Source organism: Salinicola sp. LHM, assembly GCF_034479735.1.
Lineage (GTDB): Bacteria > Pseudomonadota > Gammaproteobacteria > Pseudomonadales > Halomonadaceae > Salinicola > Salinicola salarius.
Genome location: NZ_CP140261.1, coordinates 3,789,036 through 3,807,545, shown reverse-complemented (window position 1 = coordinate 3,807,545; position 18,510 = coordinate 3,789,036). Strand labels below are relative to the sequence as shown.

Below are 18,510 nucleotides of genomic sequence, written 5' to 3'. Positions count from 1 at the left end.
GAACCGCGCAGGGCGCAGGAGACTCGTCATGGCCGGGCTGGTCTACTTTTCGACCAAATCAGGCAATACGCGTCGCTTCGTCGAAAAGCTGGGTTTGCCGGCCAGCCGGATTCCATTGAACCGGAGCGACCCACCGCTGCGGGTTGAAACACCCTATATTCTCGTTGTACCGACCTACGGTGATGGCGACCCGCGTTCTGCGGTGCCGTCACCGGTCATTCGCTTTTTGAATGACGAACATAACCGGTCCCTGATTCGCGGCGTCATCGCTGGCGGCAACACCAACTTCGGTGCCTCCTTCGGGCTGGCCGGACGGGTCGTCGCGGAGAAATGTCAGGTACCGCTTCTCTACCGTTTTGAACTGATGGGCACCGTAGACGATGTCCACCGAGTCCTTTCAGGGGTGAACGAATTTTGGAAACGCTCAGCCTAGAGTCAGAGACGTCAGCACGCCCTGCTGCCGGCGCTGAACACAACGCCAAGACGCTCGACTATCACGCGCTCAACGCCATGTTGAACCTGTACGACGCCAATGGCCGTCTACAACTCGACAAGGATCGCGAAGCGGCGCGTCAATATTTCCTGCAGCACGTGAACCAGAATACGGTGTTCTTCCACTCGCTGAAGGAAAAGCTCGATTACCTGGTGGAAGAGGGCTACTACGAGCAGCAGGTGCTCGATCAGTACGACTTCAGCTTCGTCTCGGCGCTGTTCGATCAGGCCTACGCGGCGAAGTTTCGCTTCCAGAGTTTCCTGGGGGCGTTCAAGTACTACACCAGCTACACGCTCAAGACCTTCGATGGCAAGCGCTACCTCGAGCGCTTCGAGGATCGTGTCTGCATGGTCGCGCTGAGCCTGGCGCGAGGCGACGAGGTGCTGGCCAGACAGCTGGTCGACGAGATCATCCACGGCCGTTTCCAGCCGGCGACGCCGACCTTCCTCAACTGCGGCAAGCGTCAGCGCGGTGAGCTGGTGTCGTGCTTCCTGCTGCGCATCGAAGACAACATGGAGTCCATCGGGCGCTCCATCAACTCGGCGCTGCAGCTCTCCAAGCGCGGCGGTGGCGTGGCGTTCTCGCTCTCCAACGTGCGCGAATCCGGTGCTCCGATCAAGCGCATCGAGAACCAGTCCTCTGGCATCATCCCGATCATGAAGATGCTGGAAGACGCCTTCTCCTACGCCAATCAGCTGGGAGCGAGGCAGGGCGCGGGCGCGGTCTATCTCAACGCCCACCATCCGGACATCCTGCGGTTCCTCGATACCAAGCGCGAAAACGCCGACGAGAAGATCCGTATCAAGACGCTGTCGCTGGGCATCGTGATGCCGGACATCACCTTCGAGCTGGCCAAGCGCAACGAGGACATGTATCTGTTCTCGCCCTACGACGTGGAGCGCATCTACGGCGTGCCGTTCGGCGACATCAGCGTGACCGAGAAGTACGAAGAGATGGTCGCCGACGGGCGCATTCGCAAGAAGAAGATCAACGCCCGCGAGCTGTTCCAGACCATCGCCGAGCTGCAGTTCGAATCCGGCTATCCGTACCTGATGTTCGAGGACACGGTCAATCGTGCCAACCCGATCCATGGCCGGATCAACATGTCGAATCTCTGCTCGGAGATCCTGCAGGTCAACACGCCCACCGAATACGACGACGACCTCGGCTATCGTCACATCGGCGAGGACATCTCCTGCAACCTGGGCTCGCTCAACATTGCCAAGACCATGGACTCGCCGGACTTCGGCACCACGGTGGAGGCGGCCATTCGCGGTCTGACCGCGGTCTCCGAGATGAGCAACATCACCTCGGTACCGTCGATCGCCGAAGGCAACGCCAAGTCCCACGCCATCGGCCTGGGGCAGATGAACCTGCACGGCTATCTGGCGCGTGAGCACATTCTCTACGGTAGCGAGGAAGGGTTGGATTTCACCAACATCTACTTCTATACCATCGCGTTCCATGCCATCCGGGCGTCCAACCGCATCGCCATCGAGCGCAACCAGCGCTTCGCCGGCTTCGAAAAGTCGACCTATGCCAGCGGCGAGTACTTCGACAAGTACACCGAAAAGGCGTGGGAGCCGAAGACCGAGAAAGTGCGCGGCCTGTTCGAGAAGAGCGGCATCGAGATCCCGACCCAGGACGACTGGCGCGAGCTGAAGGCCTCGGTCATGGCTCACGGCCTGTTCAACCGTAACCTGCAGGCGATCCCGCCGACCGGTTCGATCTCGTATATCAACAACTCCACCTCGAGCATCCACCCGGTGACGGCCAAGGTCGAGATCCGCAAGGAAGGCAAGCTGGGGCGCGTCTACTACCCGGCGCCATACCTGACCGACGAGAACCAGGAGTACTACCAGGACGCCTACGAACTCGGCCCCGAGAAGATCATCGACACCTACGCCGAGGCGACCCAGCACGTCGACCAGGGGCTGTCGCTGACGCTGTTCTTCCGCGACACGGCGACGACTCGCGACGTCAACAAGGCGCAGATCTACGCCTGGCGCAAGGGCATCAAGACGATCTATTACATTCGTCTGCGGCAGGCCGCGCTGGAAGGCACCGAGGTGGAAGGTTGCGTTTCCTGCACCTTGTGACGCCTGTCTCTCGATAACGACCGACTTTGCGTGAACGCGCCGGGGCCCGATGTCTCATGAGGCATCACCCGCCCCGGCGCCAACCGAACGAGAACACTCTCATGGATATGCCCGCTACCGCCGCCGCCCGCCGTCTGAGCCGGGTCGACGCGATCAACTGGAACCGTCTTCAGGACGACAAGGATCTGGAAGTCTGGAACCGGCTCACCGGCAACTTCTGGCTGCCGGAGAAGATCCCGCTTTCCAACGACATCCCGGCCTGGAACACGCTGACCGAGCACGAACAGCAGCTGACCATTCGCGTCTTCACCGGCCTGACCCTGCTCGACACGATCCAGGGTACGGTGGGCGCGCCGACACTGATCGAAGATGCGGTCACGCCGCACGAAGAGGCGGTGTTTACCAACATCAGCTTCATGGAATCCGTTCACGCCCGCTCCTACAGCTCGATCTTCTCGACGCTGTGCGCGACTCGCGATGTCGACGACGCCTACCGCTGGAGCGAGGAGAACCCGTTCCTGCAGAAGAAGGCGGAACTGATTCTCGAGCGTTACCGCGCCGAGGACCCGCTGATGCGCAAGATCGCCAGCGTGTTCCTGGAATCGTTCCTGTTCTACTCCGGCTTCTACCTGCCGATGTACTGGTCCAGCCGCGCCAAGCTGACCAACACTGCCGACCTGATCCGCCTGATCATTCGTGACGAAGCGATCCACGGCTACTACATCGGCTACAAGTTCCAGCGTCAGCTTGCTCAGCTGCCGGCAGAGCGTCAGGAAGAGATCAAGATCTACGCCTACGAGCTGCTCCACGAGCTCTACGACAACGAGGTCAAGTACACCGAAGCGCTCTACGACGATGTCGGCCTGACCGAAGACGTCAAGAAGTTCCTGCACTACAACGCCAACAAGGCGTTGATGAATCTGGGCTTCGAAGCGCTGTTTCCGGCCAGCGTCACCGACGTCAGCCCGGCGATCCTCGCCGCGCTCTCGCCCGGTTCCGACGAGAACCACGACTTCTTCTCCGGCTCCGGCTCCTCCTACGTGATCGGCAAGACCGTCAGTACCGAGGACGAAGACTGGGCGTTCTGAGACACCTGGACGAACCGAAAATGCTGGCGAGGTCGATCAGGTTGGTTTTGCCACTCTAATGACGCCTGCCAGATGGTGCTGGACGACGGTCACCCGTGCCGGATCTTGCGTCAGGATGACGCAAGAGGCGCGTTGGGCAGGATGCCCTTTCGCGCCGACCCGAGCGCGGGCGATTGACGTTCAGGGTTCCGCTGTCTGTGGCGTTCTGCGCAGGCGGTTCCGTTACCCATCTTTTGACGATTTCGTGATTCAGGCTTCCTTGTTCGCTGCACACTGTCTGCAAGAAACAACGCGATAGTGTTCCTGCACCGCGTCTCGGTGCGCAACCAGGAGCGTGAAGTCATGAATTTTTCGAAAAAGAACCTGTTGGCGCTGGCCGTTGCTGCCTCCATCCTGTCACCGCTCGCTCAGGCCGCGCAGACCGAACAACCCCGACCGCCAGTTGCCCATGGTGAGTACAAGCCGCACGCCGATCCGCTCAAGGATGCCGTGGTCGCCAGCTGGAATCTCGATAAAGACCAACTGGCCAGCCTGGCGCAGGCCGACAGCGATTTCCGTACCGGCCTCCAGCAATTGCGTCATGACAGTGACGACAAGGCAGCGCCCGAACAACGTCGCGCCGCGATGGAGTCGCTGCTCGAGCAGCAGCGCGAGCAACTGGCCGACGTACTGACCGACGAGCAGTTGCACGCCTACCAGATGCTGGAGCGTCCGCGCCCGCCGATGATGCACCATCGCAGTGGCCCGAAGATGGACCCCGAGCGGATGACGGCCGGGTTGGAGGATCGCTACGCGCCGTTGTTCGCCACCTGGAACCTGAGCCAGGAGCAGAGTGCCGCCGTGCTGAATGCCGAGCGCACCTTCTTCGACGGGCTGCATCAGCTGAAGCGTCCCGATGGCAAGTCGGACGAAACGATAACGATGAAGGATTCACGAGGCGCGCAGTTCAAGCAGCTGCTGGAGCAACGTCACAGCGCACTCTCCGAGGTGCTCGACGACGAGCAGCTCGCCGCCTTCGAAGCGCTGACGAAACCGCCTCGCGGCATGCACAAGGGGCCTCGCCACGGTCCGCAGCCGGAAGGCGAAGCGCCCACGGCCGGCTGATACGGTCGAATGCCTCTTGCGTCGATCACACTGTATCGACGCGCACCACACGAGCCCTTCTCCGGAAGGGCTTTTTCGTGCCTGATGCCGCCACTGCCTGACGTTGTCGGCCGCAGTTGTTAGTCTTCAGGTGAACGTTACCTACCCCTGAATCGGAAACCGCCTCATGGAAGATCAATGGCTCGCCTGGGCCAAACGGCTCTCGGCACTCGCCGACACCGGGCTGCACTATTGCCGCGACAAGTTCGACCGCGAGCGCTATGAAGAGGTCGCCGAGATTTCGACGTCGATGATGGCGGTGCTGGGCGATATCCCCATCGGCCGCGTGAATCTGGCGCTGGGTGCCGGCGAAGGGCACGTCACGCCCAAGATCGACGTGCGCGCGGCGATCATCGACGACGGCAGGATCCTGCTGGTCAAGGAGAAGATGGACGGAGGCTGGACGATGCCCGGCGGCTATGCCGAGATCGGGCTGTCGGCGGTCGAAAACACGGTCAAGGAAGTGTGGGAAGAAGCCGGTGTCAGGGTCGAGGCCAGGCGGCTCTATGCCGTTCGCCACAAGGCCAAGCACGCCTACCCGGCGGACGTGCTCGATTTCTACAAGCTGTTCTTCCTCTGCGAGCGGCTCGATACCAAGCCGCTCGACCCCGGTCATGAAGTGCACGATGCGGCCTACTTTTCTCCCGATGAACTGCCGCCGCTCTCCGAGCCTCGAGTCATCGTGCGGGACATCTTTGATGCCTTCGCGTTTCACGCCGATCCCCGGCGCCCGGCACTGATCGATTGAGCGAATCGACGCCAAGCGTTAAACCTCCTCGCCCCGAGACGGTCTATAGCAGTGCGAGACGGTCTATAGCAGTGCGGAACATTCAGGCAACGGGGTAATGGAGGATCGATGAACGCGCAGAAAATTCTTTCGCAGATCATGAAACAGGCTGGCAGCAGCCGGAAAACGTCGTCGAGCGGTGGCGGTTTCGATGCCAAGTCGCTGCTGGGTGGCGGTGCGCTGGGCATGCTGGTTGGCAGCAAGCGGGGTCGCAGCATGGGCGGCAAGGCGATCAAGTACGGTGCGCTGGCCGGACTGGGGGCGTTGGCCTGGAAAGCCTGGCAGGCGCATCAGAATAAATCCGATGCGGCTTCCTCCGCTGGCGAAGCCGATCGGCCGCTGGAGCAGCTCTCCGGCGATCGGCAGGAGAGCCGCAGCCTGGTCATCCTGCGTGCGATGATCGCCGCCGCGCGGGCCGATGGTCATATCGACGCCGCCGAGCGGGCCGCACTGGCCGAGCAGATCGACGCGCTGGGCGCGGACGCCGAGCTGCATGCCTGGGTCGAGCAGCAGATGTCCGCGCCGCTGGACGCCGAGGCGATCGCCCGCGATACCGATTCGCCGCAGGCTGCGCGGGAAGTCTATCTGGCCAGCGTGGCGATCATCGACGAGCAGAACCCGATGGAGCGGGCCTGGCTCGATCAATTGGCGGCGGCGCTCAATCTCGATGGCGATCTCTGCCGTACGTTGGAGCGCCAGGCGGAAGACGCTTCCTACGCTTTGTCTGAAAAATGCCTGCGCTCACCCATACGGCGTTAAAAATCGACTCAAAATGCTCATTTACTCCGCGTAAACTCCGTTTTTTCGCCGATTTTTGCCTTGTCTGGCTATCGCTCGTCGATTTTTTAGACAGAGCTTAGACCCTGGACGGGAAAGGCGGAGGCTAGAACGTCTCCCACTCGTCTTCTTCCTGACGCGCGCTGGCCGGCAGGGGTTGGTTGCCGGATTGGTTGCCGGGCTGGGGTCGTGTCGGCTGCGGCATCGCCGGAATGGCGGCGCCTTTGCTGGCGCTTTCGCTGGCGCTGAGCCGGAAGACCGCCACGGCGGCCTGCAACGCCTCCGACTCCCGCTCCAGCGCGCGGGCATTGTCGGCTGCCTGCTGTACCAGCGCCGCATTCTGTTGCGTGACCTGGTCCATCTGCGTGATCGCCTGGTTCACCTGGTCGATGCCATGGCTCTGCTCCTCCGAAGCCGTGGCGATTTCATGCATGATGGCGTCGACATTGCCAATGGCCGTGACGATCTCCTTCATCGTCGCCCCCGCCTTGTCCACCAGCCGGGCGCCATCCTCGACGCGCTCCGCTGAACGCTGGATCAGTTCGCGAATCTTCTTCGCCGCATCGGCGGAGCGGGTCGCCAGCGTCTGGACTTCATGGGCCACGACGGCGAAGCCGCGCCCCTGCGCTCCGGCCCGGGCGGCTTCCACCGAGGCGTTGAGCGCCAGAATATTGGTCTGGAATGCAATCGAGTCGATCGTATCGAGGATTTCCACCACCTGGCGCGACTGGTCGCTGATGTCATGCATGGTGGTGACCACCTTGCCCACCACATCGCCGCCCTCGCGAGCGACGGCCGAGGCATCGTCGGCCAACTGACTGGCCTGGCGGGCGTTATCGGTATTCTGGCGTACCGTCGAGGTCAGCTGCTCCATGCTTGCCGCGGTCTCTTCCAGCGCCGCCGCCTGCTGTTCGGTGCGCGCCGACAGGTCGGTATTGCCCTGGGCGATTTCTATGGCTCCCTGATGAACGTTGTCGCTGGCATCCCGGGTATTGCCGACGGTGTGCAGTAGATGCGCCTGGGTGCGCTCCAGTGCGGCGAACAGGCGGCCGATCTCGTTGTTGCCCCGGCTTTCGATCTCGCCGGAAAGATCGCCCTCGGCCAAGCGCTCGAAATGCTCGACCAGACGTTTCAGCGGTCGAATGACGTTGACGGCTACGCCCCAGAGAATGATCGCGACCAGAACCAGCGTGAACACGACGGCGGTGCCGATGGCGAGGTTCAACCAGCCCGTCGACACCGTGCGGCCAGCGTTGGCCGCATAGGCGGCAAGCCCGGCAACGCTGAGCACCAGGAAGGTAAAAGCCAATATCACCAGTAGCCAACTGGTTTTAACCGTCAGGTCGTCGAGTCGTTTCATGCGATAACATCCCAAGGAGTGGAAAGCCTGCCAGGCCATGCGTAGCCTGCCGGCACGATCGTTACACGCTGGTTACCTGACGAATTATCGGCATTGCCCGTGAAGACTTGCAACGAGTCTGGCGAGACCGGCGGCTTCGACCGCCTGGAGGGAGAGGGAGAGAGCGGTATTTTCGACGATTTTGGCAGGATATTGGCGCTGAAGAAGAGGATTCGTCGCGATTATGCGGCGCATCCGGGGCGACGAAATGTCACGGCACGGCGACTGATCGATGATTTTCGTCGTGTGCCGCAACGCCAGCGGAAGAGATTTGCAGATGCCGGTTAGGCGGGGGTGCGGCTGCAAGCCCGGGGCCGGGACTCGGGCTGGCGCTGCGTCAACGTGCCGACGAAGGCGGCGAGAGAGAGCAGGGCCACCAGGCTGCCGTAGACGTAGGTGGTGGGGATCAGCCCCAGATGCTGGGTCGCGATACCGCCGCACAACGCCAGCGTGCTCGCGGAGAGATAGCAGATCACGTAGAACGCCGCCATCAACGCCGAACGCTCGGTGGGTGGCGCCAGGGGCATGACGACGCGCATGGCGCCCATGAACGCGGCGCCGAAGCCGATACCAGCGATCGCCGTACCCGCCAGCAGGATCGCGACCGACTGCTGATGGACACCCAGCAGCAGCCCCAGCATGCCGACGATCAGGCAGGCGGTGCCGAGCAATACGGCCAGCCTTGGCGGCCTGGCGCGAAGCGTCAGCACGCTGATACCGCCGATGAAAGGCAGCAGGAAGGTAATCAGGCAACCGACCAGCGGATTGTGAACGCCGCTGATTCTCTCCACCAGCGTCGGCCCCAGCGACAGCGAAAAGCCGCCCAGCGCCCAGGAGGAAACCACCGCCGGGATGACACGAAACAGCGGGCCGCGCACTGCCGGTGGAATATGCGCGCGCGGACGCAACGCCGCCAGCGCACCGGGCCGCGGTGTCACGCTCTCCGGAATCCGCGTGAGCCATAGCCCCATCACGACGAGCAACACCATCAATATCAGATAGACCAGACGCATCGGCGCCGGTGCGTAAGCCACCAGCACGCCGGCGAACAGCGCCCCGATTCCCATGCCCGATAACGGCGCGATGCTTGCCAGTACCGGGCCGCGAGTATGGTCGCTGTCGAGCATCGCCGCTGCCAGCGCGCTGGTCACGATCCCGGTGGCCATGCCTTGCAGGATCCGGGCCGCCAGCACCCATGCCAGCCCGTCGGCAACCAGGAACAGCACCAGCGACAGGAGCTCGCCCACGATCGCCATGGCGACGACCGGCCGCCGGCCGATGTAGTCGGACAGCGAGCCGGTGGTCAGCAACGCCAGCAGCAGCGCGAACACGTAACTGGCGAACACCAGCGTCAACCAGGTGGTCGAGAAATGCCAGGTCGTCTGGTAGAGCTGATACAGCGGCGTGGGTGCGCTGGAGGCCGCAAGAAACGTCACCATCAAAATCGCGTAGTAAACCAGTGAACCGAGACGAGGAGACGGATAGACATTGGTCTTGGGCGCAGACGCGGGCGGTGACATCGAGGAATCCATTAATGCTAAAATTTTGCGTTAGCGGAGTTTGAGCTTAGCAGGCTCATAAAGCAAATATTTTGCGTTTGTGTCTTTCGCAGAGTCCTTTCGTATAGTTCTTTCGTGTAGTGGATAGTCATGCCGATCAAAGAAGCCGTCAGACCGGGCGGCCGCAGCGCCCGGGTGCAGGAAGCCGTTCACCAGGCCGTTCGCGAACTGCAGGCCGTGACGCCACGCGACGAACTGACGGTGCCCCGAATCGCGGAGCGAGCCGGTGTCACGCCATCGACGATCTATCGCCGCTGGGGCAACCTTTCGGAGCTGGTTGCCGATGTCTCGCTGGAGCGGATGCGCCCCGACGACGACCCCGTGGATACCGGTACGCTGGCCGGCGACCTGCAGGCCTGGGGCGAGCAGTATCTCGAGGAGATGACCTCGGTGCCGGGGCAGCGCGCGCTCAACGACGTCATGGCCAGCGCCGACGGCGGGCGCCGGGAGCGTTGCTATCGCTACGGCGAGTCGCTCATGGGCACGCTGCGAGAGCGGGCCCTGGTGCGCGGTGAAGGCGCGCCCTCGGTGGCACGGCTCATCGACGGCATCATCGCGCCGATGACTTATCGGCTGCTTTACGATCCGGAAGCGGCCACGACCGACAACCTGCAGCGATGGATCGCCGGCACGTTGACGAACGAGGAGTGAGTCGGTACCGAGACGGCCATCGCAGCATCCCAAGACCATGGCTCGCGGTCGTCCGGTTGCGCATCGGCGAGCCAGAACTGTCGAGTTGGCAACCCGGCGATCAAAGTCCAACCCGCGTTAACTTGATTAACGTCAACGACACGAATTAACCAGGGTGAATTTTTTCTTTAAATTCAATCATTTATTGATATCTGGCGGGCAGGCGTCTATAGTCTGAACCCTCCTTGGGGAGTAGCCGATCACCGCCGACCAGACCTCGGCGGTGATGTTCGTGTCAACATGCTCGGCGATGCCGTGGCACGAACGCCGGATCCGGTTGGCGAGACCATGGACATTCGCGGTGCAGAGTCGGGCACGGTGGATGTCGTGGTGATACCACCGGCTGGATAAAATCATGAACCCTGCTTCTCTCGTCATACTCGCCTTTGCCATGTCGACCGATGCGTTTGCCGCGTCGATCGGCAAGGGTGCTGCTCTCAGACGTACTCGCTTCCCCGAAGCGCTTCGTATCGGCGTCATCTTCGGCACGGTCGAAGCGATCACACCGGTCATTGGCTGGGCCATCGGGCTGGCGGCGACTCGCTTCGTCTCCGAGTGGGATCACTGGATCGCGTTCGTGCTGCTGGGCGCGCTCGGTACCCACATGATCTGGGAGGGGTTCAAGCCCGTCGAGCCAGAGGCGAACGACGAGCAGGCGCCGGAGCGAAAGTCGGTCTGGCTGCTCGCCGTCACGGCCCTGGCGACCAGTATCGATGCCATGGCGGTGGGAGTGACGCTGGCGTTCGCCGACGTGAATATCGTGGTGGCGGCGGTAGCGATCGGGCTGGCGACGACGCTGATGGTTACCATCGGCATCATGCTTGGCCGTGCGATCGGCTCGCTGATCGGCAAGCGCGCCGAAATCGCGGGTGGCGTGGTGCTGATCGCCATCGGCATCACGGTCGTCTACGAGCATCTGTTCGTCCAAGTGGGTTGAAGCGCCGCTTCCCGGCCCATACCTTCCTGCCACGGCCGCATGACCATGCGGTCGTGTCGTGTCTGATACTTCGACATTCTCCCGCTATTCAGGAGCCGATATGAAACCGCATCCCATCCGGGACAACGCGCTCAAGGCGGCGTTGCGCTCGCCTCAATTCCGTCAGCAGCAACAGAAGCCCAAGAAAGGCAAAGGCAGCTATTCGCGCAAGGGGCGTGCGCCTCGGGGAGGGCACTATCGCCAAGCGGCTTGAGGCAATTTCGGTCTCGGGCTGTTTCGCCATGGTGCCTTCCCCTCTCTCTTTTTCTGCTGCTATCTCTCCGTCCGCTTCCTCGTCATCTGCTACCGCTCCACCCGCGCTCTCCCGGCTCGCATTCACCTCCTCTGGATTTGCCATGCTTCGCGTGGCGGCGTCTATGCTGAGACATCGATCATCTCCGGGAGTCCCCATGTCGACCTCGTCTTCGCTCTGGCAGAGCTCGCTTGCCGATTTTCAGCACGCCGTCGAAACGCGCTCCACCCCGGGCTGTGGCGCCGCTGCGGCGCTGAATGGATGCCTGGGATTATCGTTGATCCTCAAGGGAGTACGGTTGCATCGCGGCGAATCCGACCGCGACCTTCACCGCCAGCGGGTCGCCGAGGGCGATGCGCTTCATAAAGCGTTGGCCAGCGCCGTGGATGACGATGCCGCGGCGTTTGCCGGCTATCTCGACGCGCAGCATCTGCCGCACGATACCGATGCCGAGGCGAGCCGGCGTGATTCGGCGCTGCGCGAGGCCCGCGACGCCTCGATCCGGATTCCGCTGGCTGCCGCCGAGCGGTGTCGTGACGGGCTGGCGCTGGCGGTCGAGGCGTTGCCTCTGACATCCAAGGCGATGCGCAGCGATACCCTGGCCGGCGCCACGATGCTCAGGGCGGCCCTGGAGGCGTTGGTGATCGGCGTGGAGGCCAACCTGGAAGCACTGGCCGACCAGGCGTCGCGCCGGGAGCTGGAGGCGCGCTGTGATGCGCTTCGTGCCGACGCTTGCGCCTACTGTCGGCGGCTGGGCCTGGATGCCTGATCGTGGCGTTGCGCTGTCGGCGATCTGTTTCAGCCCGGTATCGATACGCTCCACCACGCCACGCTCAACAGCAGAAAAGCCAGCCCCCGGTTGAACCATTGCCACTGACGCGAGGTGCGAAACAGCCGGCCGACGCCGCTGCCCATCAGCGCCCAGCACGCCAGACAAGGCACGGCGATGCCGCCGAAGATGAGCGCCAACACGGCAATATGTATCGTGCTGGTGGTGCCATCGGTGAACACGCCGACGACCGAGAACGCCATCATCCAGGTCTTGGGGTTGACCAGTTGCAAGCCGGCGGCCTGCAGGGCACCGAAATGCGGTGCCCGGCCAGATGCCTCGCTCTCCAGCGTCGGTGGCGGGCTGCGATAGAGCTTCCAGGCTAGCCAGCTCAGCCAGGCGACCCCGGCGATTGCCATGACTTGGCGAATGAGAGGGTAGGCAAGCAGGGTCTGCGCCAGGCCGCCGCCGACGACCAGCACGATCATCGCGGCCGCCAGGCTGGCGCCGAATACCGCGGGTAGTGCGCGCTGCCAGCCCCGGCGCGCGCCTTGCGTCAGGATCAACAGGTTGGTCGGCCCCGGCGTGATCGAGGCGACGAAGGCGAAAAGGGTGAAGGGCAACCAGGACGACATGACAACTCCTCGAAAGGCGGGAGCGTCACTATGACGTCGGCGGGCGTTGGCGTCTGGAAGGTTTGAGCAGCCGTGCGGCACGAGCGGGCTGAACGACTCGATCCCGTGAGCCATTGTCAGCGCGATGGCCGGCAACGACGGCGATAGTCGGCCGGCGTCAAACCGTAGGCGCGGCGAAACCAGCGGCCCAGATGGCTCTGGTCGGCGAACCCCAGTTGGCTGGCCACGATGGCGGGTGACTCGCCGGTGGCGAGACGCTGGCGGGCGAGACTCAAGCGCAGCTGGATCAGATAGGCATGGGGCGCCAGGCCGAAGGCAGCCTTGAAGGCGCGGGTCAGGCGGAAACGGTCGACGCCGCACTCTTCGGCGAGCGTCTGCAGACCGATATCGCTGTCACAATGGGCGTGCAGATACGCTTGGGCACGTCGCGCCACGCGGGGCAGGCGCGGGTCGTCGTCCCGGCGTCGCCGGCGCCAGCCCAGATGCGGAAGCATGCCCTGCAGCAGGGTGTCGAGCGCAGCGTCGCGCTGCAGCCGCGTGCCCGGCTCGCGCAGCGTGGTAAAGGCATGGGCGACGGCGGCGATCAATGGCGCGTCGTCGACCAGGGTCGTGGTAAAGCCCGGCTCCCCCGAGGCGAGGCCTGGCGTACCGAACTGGCGCAGTTCGCGTTGCAGCCAGGCCGCATCGATGTAGAGCATGGAGTAGGTGAAGCCGCCGCTGGCCGGTGCGTGTCCATCATGGATCTCCCCCGGCTCGACAAAGAAGAGGCGGCCCGGCGTGCTGTCGTGTCGCGAGTGTCGGCAGTGGAACTGCTGCACGCCCTGTTCGGTGAAGCCGACCAGGTAGCTGTCGTGCCAGTGCGGATCGTAGGCATGGCCCTCGAAATGGGCGCGGATCGTCTCGATGCCCGTATCGCCATCCTGTTGCAGGTCGATCCAGTTCGTCGATGTCATGCTGCCTCCCGCCCCACGGTCGATGCGGTATGCCGTCTCGATCCGTCAGCATGCCAGCACGAGCGATGCTTGTCTGGAACGTTCGTGCAGCTAAACCTTCGAGCCAGCTCCCGAGGCGCCTCAGTCCGGGGCCGGGGTCTCGAAGGTATCGCGTCGGCGCACCGTCAGCGTGGTGCCGATCGAGGCGACGATGATCAGGCCGATGGCCAGCCACTGCAGGCCGCTCAGGAGCTGGCTCAGGAACAGCAGGCCGGAGAGCGCGCCGATCGCCGGCTCCAGGCTCATCAGCGTGCCGAAAGTCTGGGTCGGCAGGCGCGGCAGCGCCACCATTTCGAGCGTGTAGGGCAGGGCCGTGGAGAGCACGGCGACGGCGAATGCCAGCGGGAGGACTTCCGGGGCGAAAATCGCCGGGCCGACGTCGATCAGGCCGACGGGGGCGATCACTATCGCCGCGATGGTGATGCCCAGCGTGGCGCTCTGGGCCCCGTTGATCGAGCCCGCCTTCTGGCCGAACAGGATGTAGAGCGCCCAGCAGACGCCGGCTCCCAGCGCGCAGGCCGCGCCGTAAGGGTCGACCGGGCCGTTGCTGTCATCGCCCAGCAGCAGGAGACACGCCAGGCCGAACACGGCGAATGCCACCCACAGCAGGTCCAGCCAGCGTCGCGAGGAGAGCAGCGCCACGGTGAGCGGCCCGGTAAACTCCAGCGCCACCGCGATCCCCAGCGGCACCGTCTGCAGCGCCTGGTAGAACAGCAGGTTCATGATGCCGAGCGCGACGCCATAGACGAGCGTCGACTTCCAGGCGCGGCGGCTCAGTGGCTGGCGCCAAGGCCGCATCACGATCAGCAGGATCAGCGCAGCGAGAATCAGGCGAATCGAGGTCGTGCCGGTGGCGCCGATGACCGGAAACAGCGATTTGGCGATGGACGCGCCGGTCTGGATCGAACACATCGCCACGATCAGCATGGCCACCGGCCAGGCTCTGGCCACGAATTCACGCATGGCGACTGACATGACACCTCCTGAGGTCTGCGGCATGATGGCTCGCCAGACGTTGCCACTCGCCGAACCGGCGGTCGAGGGGCATTCGACGAGAGCCGCAATTGTACGGATGGGCAATATATTGCACAAGTCTAGCGAGCGCCCCGACGTGCTGGTTCATGTGGCGGCCAACGTCCGGCGCCTGCGTCAGGCCGCGGGGCTGAGCCAGCAGGCGCTGGCGGATCAGGCCGGCGTGAGTCGGCGCATGCTGGTCAATATCGAGAAGGGCGATGTCAACGTCAGCCTGAGCACGCTGGATCGCCTCGCTGAAGCGCTGGGCGTGCTGTTCTATGCGCTGGTCCAGCCGCCGGGCAGCGAGGATTCGGCGCGCATCGACGAAGTCGCCTGGGTGGGACGTTTCCCCGAGAGTCATGCCCGGCTGCTGGCGAGCAAGCCGGCGCGGCAGGAGGTCGAGCTGTGGTCCTGGTCAATGGAGCCGGGGGAGGTCTACGAGTCGGCCGCCGACGACACCGGCTGGCACGAGATGCTGGTGGTGATCGAGGGCACGCTGACCCTGGAGCTGGACGATCGCTGCGTGACGATCGAGGCCGGCGACTTCCATGTCTATCCCAGCGACCAGTCCTACCGCTACCGCAATGAAGGGCCGGGTCGGCTGCGCTTCATCCGCAACGTGGTGCACTGAACAGCCAGCGCGCAGGCCGTGGAGGGTGTCGCTTTAGCAGGCTGGCGGTTCCGGTTCATGGCCTTTTCGCGCATGATGGGCGGCACCGTTTTTTGCGCCCGACGATGCCCGTCGGCGCACAGTGCCGAGGATCGAAATCGTCATGAAAGGAATCGTGCTAGGGGTGTCATTGTTGCTGCTGGGTTCGTCGGCCGCCGTATCGGCACAGAGCGACGGAGCGGATATCCGGGAAGCCGTCGATCCGGTCATCGAGTCGCTGATGCGCCAGCAGAGCATTCCCGGCATGGCGGTGGCGGTGATTCGCCCGCAGGGGACGCAGATCCTGAATTACGGCGTCGCCGACCGCGATGGCAGCACACCGGTCGACGATGACACCCTGTTCGAGCTCGGCTCCATCAGCAAGACCTTTACCGCGACACTGGCTTCGCTCGCCGCCGTCCAAGGCAAGCTCGACCTGGACGCGCCGGTCAGCCGTTATCTGCCCGAGCTCGAGGGCAGCGCCTTCGACGAGACCAGCGGGCGCAACCTGGGCACGCACACCACCGGCGGGCTGCCGCTGTTCGTGCCCGACGAGGTGACGGACCGCGACTCGCTGATGGCCTGGTATCGTCAGTGGCAGCCGACCGAGCCGATCGGCGAAAGCCGCACCTACTCCAACCTGGGCATCGGGCTGTTGGGCCTGGAAGCCGCCGCCAGTCTCGATCAGGCATTCGGGCCGGCGATGCAGGCTCGCGTGCTGGAGCCGCTCGGGTTGGCGCACACCTTCTACGATGTCCCCGAGGCGCAGATGGCGCATTACGCCATGGGCGAGGACAAGCAGGGCGAGCCCATTCGCGTGGCGCCCGGCGTGCTCGATGACGAGGCCTACGGCATCAAGACGACCGCCGGCGATCTGGCCCGATTGGTGCAGGCCAACCTCGGTCTGCTCGAGATCGATGACGATCTGCAGCGAGCGATTGATGCTACGCGCCAGGGTTATTTCCAGGTCGGCGACATGACCCAGGATCTGATCTGGGAGCAGTACCCGCTGCCGGTCTCGCTCGATACGCTGCTGGCGGGCAACGGCTACGACATGATCCTGAAGCCCAACGCGGCCGAGGCGATTCAACCACCGCAAGCGCCGCGCAGCGATGTCTGGATCAACAAGACCGGCTCCACCAATGGCTTCGGCGGCTACGTGGTCCTCGTGCCCGGCAAGCAGGTCGGATTGGTCATGCTGGCCAACCGGAACTATCCCAACGACGCGCGAGTGAAGGCGGCCTACGAGATGCTGTCGAAGCTGAATGTGATCGACGCCAGCAGCGCCATGGAATAGCTAGTCTCGGGACGTTGTGGGGGCGAGCCCGCCCGCAACGGAAACTCAGGTCTGCCAACGCAAACCGCCCGCCTCGGCTTGGCCGAGGCGGGCGGTCGTCGCTGCCGGAGACGCGATCCATATCAGCTGCCGCTGATTTCCGGCTCCGAGGTCGAGGCGGGGGTCGTGGTCAGGTCCGGCTCGCTCAGCTCCAGCAGCTCACGTGACATGGCGCGCACGTCGTAGAGCAACTGAGGATTGTCGGCCAGTGCCTTGCCGTAGGAGGGTATCATCGCCTTCAGCTTGGCCTGCCATTCGTCGCTGGCCACCTGTTCGGGGAAGACTTTCTCGAGCAGCGTCAGCATGATCGAGGGTGCCGTCGAGGCGCCAGGCGAGGCGCCCAGCAGCGCGGCGATGGAACCTTCCGCGCCGCTGACCAGTTCGGTGCCGAACTGGAGCGTGCCACCCTTGCCTTCGATGTCCTTGATCGTCTGCACCCGCTGGCCGGCGGTCCACAGCTTCCAGTCTTCACGGTTGGCTTGTGGATAGTAGTGCTGAAGCTCCTTGAACTGGCCGCTTTCGGACATGCGCAGCTGGCTGATCAGATACCGCACCAGATCCATGTTGTTGATGCCGACCTTGGTCATCGGCCACAGATTGTTGGGCGTGATCGAGCGCATCAGGTCGGTCCAGGAACCGTTCTTGAGAAACTTGCTCGAGAAGGTGGCGAACGGCCCGAACATGATCGCCGGAGTGCCGTCGAGAATGCGCTTGTCGATATGCGGTACCGACATCGGCGGCGAACCGGCGGGCGCCAGACCGTAGACCTTGGCGTCGTGCTTGGCGACGACTTCCGGATTGGTAGTGAAGAGGAACTGACCACCGACCGGAAAACCACCGTACTGCCGGGCTTCCGGAATGCCGGATTTCTGCAGCAGGCGCAGCGCCGCACCGCCCGCGCCGATGAACACGAAGCGGGCATTGACGGTGCGCTCGTTACCACCGTCGCTGGTGTTGGCCACGGTGACTTTCCAGGTGCCGTCCACGTTGCGCTCCAGGTCCTGCACCTGGGTATTGACGGACAGATGGAAGTTATCGCGGCGGGCCAGCGCGTTCATCATCTGGCGAGTAATCTCGCCGAAATTGACCTCGGTGCCGATCGGCATCCGCGTCGCGGCCACGGGCTCGCTGGTATCGCGCCCGGTCATGACCAGCGGTATCCACTCCGCGATCTTCTGGGGATCCTCGGAATATTCCATGCCGGCGTAGAGCGGGTTCTGGCGCATCGCCTCGAAGCGGGTCTTCAAGAACGAGACGCGCTCGCCGCTCCAGACGAAGCTCAGATGCGGTACGGTATTGATGAAGGAGCGCGGATTGGCCAGTACGCCTTCGCGAACCTGGCTCGCCCAGAACTGACGCGACACCTCGAACTGCTCGGTAATCTTGACGGCACGTTGAATGTCCACGCTGCCATCGGGCTGAGGCGAGGTGTAATTCATCTCGGCGAAGGCCGAGTGGCCGGTGCCGGCGTTGTTCCAGACGTTGGAGCTCTCTTCGGCTGCCTTGTCCAGACGCTCGTAGAGGTGGATGGTCCAATCGGGCTGCAGTGACTGGAGCAGGGTTCCCAGGGTGGCACTCATGGTGCCGCCGCCGATGAGGACGACGTCGACGTTTTGGGTGTCGCCGGATTCGGCTCCAGGCTGGGTCTGCAGGCTGGAACAGAATGTCATGCCGTGACGCAATTTCATGAAGGTTCTCTGTCTGATGGATACGGACAGGCGCGAACGCGACTAGGACGACAGTTTAATGAGGTCGTGGCGTTAGTGCCATGATTATGACGGCCCCGGTTTGGCGACGAGCGCGGTGTGAACTCCTTTTTTATCTTATCAATCAATAATCTATTGTTGAATT

Annotated in this window: 20 protein-coding genes; 13 read left to right on the top strand and 7 right to left on the bottom strand. The window is 63.4% G+C overall.

The features are described from left to right. Positions 1-28: 28 nt before the first annotated feature. The 6 genes from nrdI to R5R73_RS17330 all read left to right on the top strand — a co-directional run bounded on the left by nrdI (position 29) and on the right by R5R73_RS17330 (position 6,369). A complete protein-coding gene (gene nrdI / locus R5R73_RS17355; RefSeq protein WP_071230918.1) occupies positions 29-433 on the top strand; it encodes a class Ib ribonucleoside-diphosphate reductase assembly flavoprotein NrdI in 405 nt (134 codons plus the stop codon). Continuing rightward, on the top strand, positions 415-2,592 hold the full coding sequence (gene nrdE, locus R5R73_RS17350) for a class 1b ribonucleoside-diphosphate reductase subunit alpha (protein WP_139284247.1): 2,178 nt from the start codon (positions 415-417) through the stop codon (positions 2,590-2,592). Before nrdI ends, nrdE begins: the two co-directional genes overlap by 19 nt. Positions 2,593-2,699: 107 nt before the next feature. Further along, positions 2,700-3,680: a class 1b ribonucleoside-diphosphate reductase subunit beta gene (gene nrdF, locus R5R73_RS17345; RefSeq protein WP_071231161.1), complete on the top strand. Its 981-nt coding sequence runs from the start codon at positions 2,700-2,702 to the stop codon at positions 3,678-3,680. Between the two features lie 342 nt (positions 3,681-4,022). After that, entirely contained in the window at positions 4,023-4,784 is a 762-nt protein-coding gene (locus R5R73_RS17340; protein ID WP_071230917.1) for a hypothetical protein, read from the top strand. Positions 4,785-4,950: 166 nt separating this feature from the next. Further along, on the top strand, positions 4,951-5,571 hold the full coding sequence (locus tag R5R73_RS17335; RefSeq protein ID WP_071230916.1) for an NUDIX hydrolase: 621 nt from the start codon (positions 4,951-4,953) through the stop codon (positions 5,569-5,571). Between the two features lie 108 nt (positions 5,572-5,679). Next, positions 5,680-6,369, top strand: coding sequence for a tellurite resistance TerB family protein (locus tag R5R73_RS17330; protein ID WP_322528170.1), 690 nt, complete (start codon positions 5,680-5,682; stop codon positions 6,367-6,369). Between the two features lie 124 nt (positions 6,370-6,493). Here the strand turns inward: R5R73_RS17330 and R5R73_RS17325 are convergent, their stop codons facing one another. After that, entirely contained in the window at positions 6,494-7,747 is a 1,254-nt protein-coding gene (locus R5R73_RS17325) for a methyl-accepting chemotaxis protein (protein ID WP_071230914.1), read from the bottom strand. A 93-nt stretch (positions 7,748-7,840) separates the two neighbouring features. Between R5R73_RS17325 and R5R73_RS17320 the strand changes: the two genes are divergently transcribed. Next, on the top strand, positions 7,841-8,074 hold the full coding sequence (locus tag R5R73_RS17320) for a hypothetical protein (protein WP_139284246.1): 234 nt from the start codon (positions 7,841-7,843) through the stop codon (positions 8,072-8,074). On the opposite strand, the gene R5R73_RS17315 is transcribed toward R5R73_RS17320, so the two are convergent. Next, positions 8,071-9,306 carry an MFS transporter gene (locus R5R73_RS17315; RefSeq protein ID WP_071230913.1) on the bottom strand — a complete coding sequence of 412 codons (1,236 nt, stop codon included), beginning with the start codon at positions 9,304-9,306 and terminating at the stop codon, positions 8,071-8,073. The genes R5R73_RS17320 and R5R73_RS17315 overlap by 4 nt on opposite strands. 129 nt (positions 9,307-9,435) lie before the next feature. Between R5R73_RS17315 and R5R73_RS17310 the strand changes: the two genes are divergently transcribed. Further along, a complete protein-coding gene (locus tag R5R73_RS17310; RefSeq protein ID WP_071230912.1) occupies positions 9,436-9,996 on the top strand; it encodes a TetR/AcrR family transcriptional regulator in 561 nt (186 codons plus the stop codon). 177 nt (positions 9,997-10,173) lie between these two features. On the opposite strand, the gene R5R73_RS17305 is transcribed toward R5R73_RS17310, so the two are convergent. Further along, complete coding sequence (locus R5R73_RS17305) at positions 10,174-10,392, bottom strand: hypothetical protein (RefSeq protein WP_110633982.1); 219 nt, start codon at positions 10,390-10,392, stop codon at positions 10,174-10,176. Here R5R73_RS17305 and mntP point away from each other — a divergent pair. From mntP to R5R73_RS17290, 3 genes are all read left to right on the top strand, one after another. Then, positions 10,391-10,972 carry a manganese efflux pump MntP gene (gene mntP, locus R5R73_RS17300; protein WP_071230911.1) on the top strand — a complete coding sequence of 194 codons (582 nt, stop codon included), beginning with the start codon at positions 10,391-10,393 and terminating at the stop codon, positions 10,970-10,972. The two genes, R5R73_RS17305 and mntP, sit on opposite strands and share 2 nt — an antisense overlap. A gap of 100 nt (positions 10,973-11,072) precedes the next feature. Beyond that, on the top strand, positions 11,073-11,225 hold the full coding sequence (gene arfA, locus R5R73_RS17295) for an alternative ribosome rescue factor ArfA (RefSeq protein ID WP_083387240.1): 153 nt from the start codon (positions 11,073-11,075) through the stop codon (positions 11,223-11,225). Between the two features lie 196 nt (positions 11,226-11,421). Further along, entirely contained in the window at positions 11,422-12,033 is a 612-nt protein-coding gene (locus tag R5R73_RS17290; protein WP_071230909.1) for a cyclodeaminase/cyclohydrolase family protein, read from the top strand. A gap of 29 nt (positions 12,034-12,062) precedes the next feature. Here R5R73_RS17290 and R5R73_RS17285 read toward each other — a convergent pair whose 3' ends face one another. The 3 genes from R5R73_RS17285 to rhtA all read right to left on the bottom strand — a co-directional run bounded on the left by R5R73_RS17285 (position 12,063) and on the right by rhtA (position 14,635). Next, on the bottom strand, positions 12,063-12,668 hold the full coding sequence (locus tag R5R73_RS17285) for a LysE family translocator (RefSeq protein ID WP_071230908.1): 606 nt from the start codon (positions 12,666-12,668) through the stop codon (positions 12,063-12,065). A 116-nt stretch (positions 12,669-12,784) separates the two neighbouring features. Continuing rightward, positions 12,785-13,621, bottom strand: a complete 837-nt coding sequence (locus R5R73_RS17280; protein WP_071230907.1) for an AraC family transcriptional regulator — start codon at positions 13,619-13,621, stop codon at positions 12,785-12,787. A gap of 120 nt (positions 13,622-13,741) precedes the next feature. Beyond that, positions 13,742-14,635: a threonine/homoserine exporter RhtA gene (gene rhtA, locus R5R73_RS17275; protein ID WP_071230906.1), complete on the bottom strand. Its 894-nt coding sequence runs from the start codon at positions 14,633-14,635 to the stop codon at positions 13,742-13,744. Between rhtA and R5R73_RS17270 the strand changes: the two genes are divergently transcribed. Both R5R73_RS17270 and ampC read left to right on the top strand, forming a co-directional pair. Continuing rightward, entirely contained in the window at positions 14,634-15,305 is a 672-nt protein-coding gene (locus tag R5R73_RS17270; RefSeq protein WP_247643230.1) for a helix-turn-helix domain-containing protein, read from the top strand. The two genes, rhtA and R5R73_RS17270, sit on opposite strands and share 2 nt — an antisense overlap. A gap of 142 nt (positions 15,306-15,447) precedes the next feature. Further along, the gene (ampC, locus tag R5R73_RS17265; protein WP_071230904.1) at positions 15,448-16,620 is read left to right on the top strand and encodes a class C beta-lactamase; all 1,173 of its coding nucleotides are present in this window, start codon (positions 15,448-15,450) and stop codon (positions 16,618-16,620) included. Between the two features lie 122 nt (positions 16,621-16,742). On the opposite strand, the gene mqo is transcribed toward ampC, so the two are convergent. Further along, positions 16,743-18,347, bottom strand: a complete 1,605-nt coding sequence (mqo, locus tag R5R73_RS17260) for a malate dehydrogenase (quinone) (RefSeq protein WP_071230903.1) — start codon at positions 18,345-18,347, stop codon at positions 16,743-16,745. Between the last annotated feature and the right edge of the window lie 163 nt (positions 18,348-18,510).

Bases quoted from the DNA above. Each gene is read 5' to 3' on its own strand.
- nrdI (WP_071230918.1), top strand. From the start codon at position 29: ATGGCCGGGCTGGTCTACTTTTCGACCAAATCAGGCAATACGCGTCGC.
- nrdF (WP_071231161.1), top strand. From the start codon at position 2,700: ATGCCCGCTACCGCCGCCGCCCGCCGTCTGAGCCGGGTCGACGCGATC.
- R5R73_RS17340 (WP_071230917.1), top strand. From the start codon at position 4,023: ATGAATTTTTCGAAAAAGAACCTGTTGGCGCTGGCCGTTGCTGCCTCC.
- R5R73_RS17335 (WP_071230916.1), top strand. From the start codon at position 4,951: ATGGAAGATCAATGGCTCGCCTGGGCCAAACGGCTCTCGGCACTCGCC.
- R5R73_RS17330 (WP_322528170.1), top strand. From the start codon at position 5,680: ATGAACGCGCAGAAAATTCTTTCGCAGATCATGAAACAGGCTGGCAGC.
- R5R73_RS17325 (WP_071230914.1), bottom strand. From the start codon at position 7,747: ATGAAACGACTCGACGACCTGACGGTTAAAACCAGTTGGCTACTGGTG.
- R5R73_RS17315 (WP_071230913.1), bottom strand. From the start codon at position 9,306: ATGTCACCGCCCGCGTCTGCGCCCAAGACCAATGTCTATCCGTCTCCT.
- R5R73_RS17310 (WP_071230912.1), top strand. From the start codon at position 9,436: ATGCCGATCAAAGAAGCCGTCAGACCGGGCGGCCGCAGCGCCCGGGTG.
- mntP (WP_071230911.1), top strand. From the start codon at position 10,391: ATGAACCCTGCTTCTCTCGTCATACTCGCCTTTGCCATGTCGACCGAT.
- R5R73_RS17305 (WP_110633982.1), bottom strand. From the start codon at position 10,392: ATGATTTTATCCAGCCGGTGGTATCACCACGACATCCACCGTGCCCGA.
- arfA (WP_083387240.1), top strand. From the start codon at position 11,073: ATGAAACCGCATCCCATCCGGGACAACGCGCTCAAGGCGGCGTTGCGC.
- R5R73_RS17290 (WP_071230909.1), top strand. From the start codon at position 11,422: ATGTCGACCTCGTCTTCGCTCTGGCAGAGCTCGCTTGCCGATTTTCAG.
- R5R73_RS17285 (WP_071230908.1), bottom strand. From the start codon at position 12,668: ATGTCGTCCTGGTTGCCCTTCACCCTTTTCGCCTTCGTCGCCTCGATC.
- R5R73_RS17280 (WP_071230907.1), bottom strand. From the start codon at position 13,621: ATGACATCGACGAACTGGATCGACCTGCAACAGGATGGCGATACGGGC.
- R5R73_RS17270 (WP_247643230.1), top strand. From the start codon at position 14,634: ATGACACCTCCTGAGGTCTGCGGCATGATGGCTCGCCAGACGTTGCCA.
- rhtA (WP_071230906.1), bottom strand. From the start codon at position 14,635: ATGTCAGTCGCCATGCGTGAATTCGTGGCCAGAGCCTGGCCGGTGGCC.
- ampC (WP_071230904.1), top strand. From the start codon at position 15,448: ATGAAAGGAATCGTGCTAGGGGTGTCATTGTTGCTGCTGGGTTCGTCG.
- mqo (WP_071230903.1), bottom strand. From the start codon at position 18,347: ATGAAATTGCGTCACGGCATGACATTCTGTTCCAGCCTGCAGACCCAG.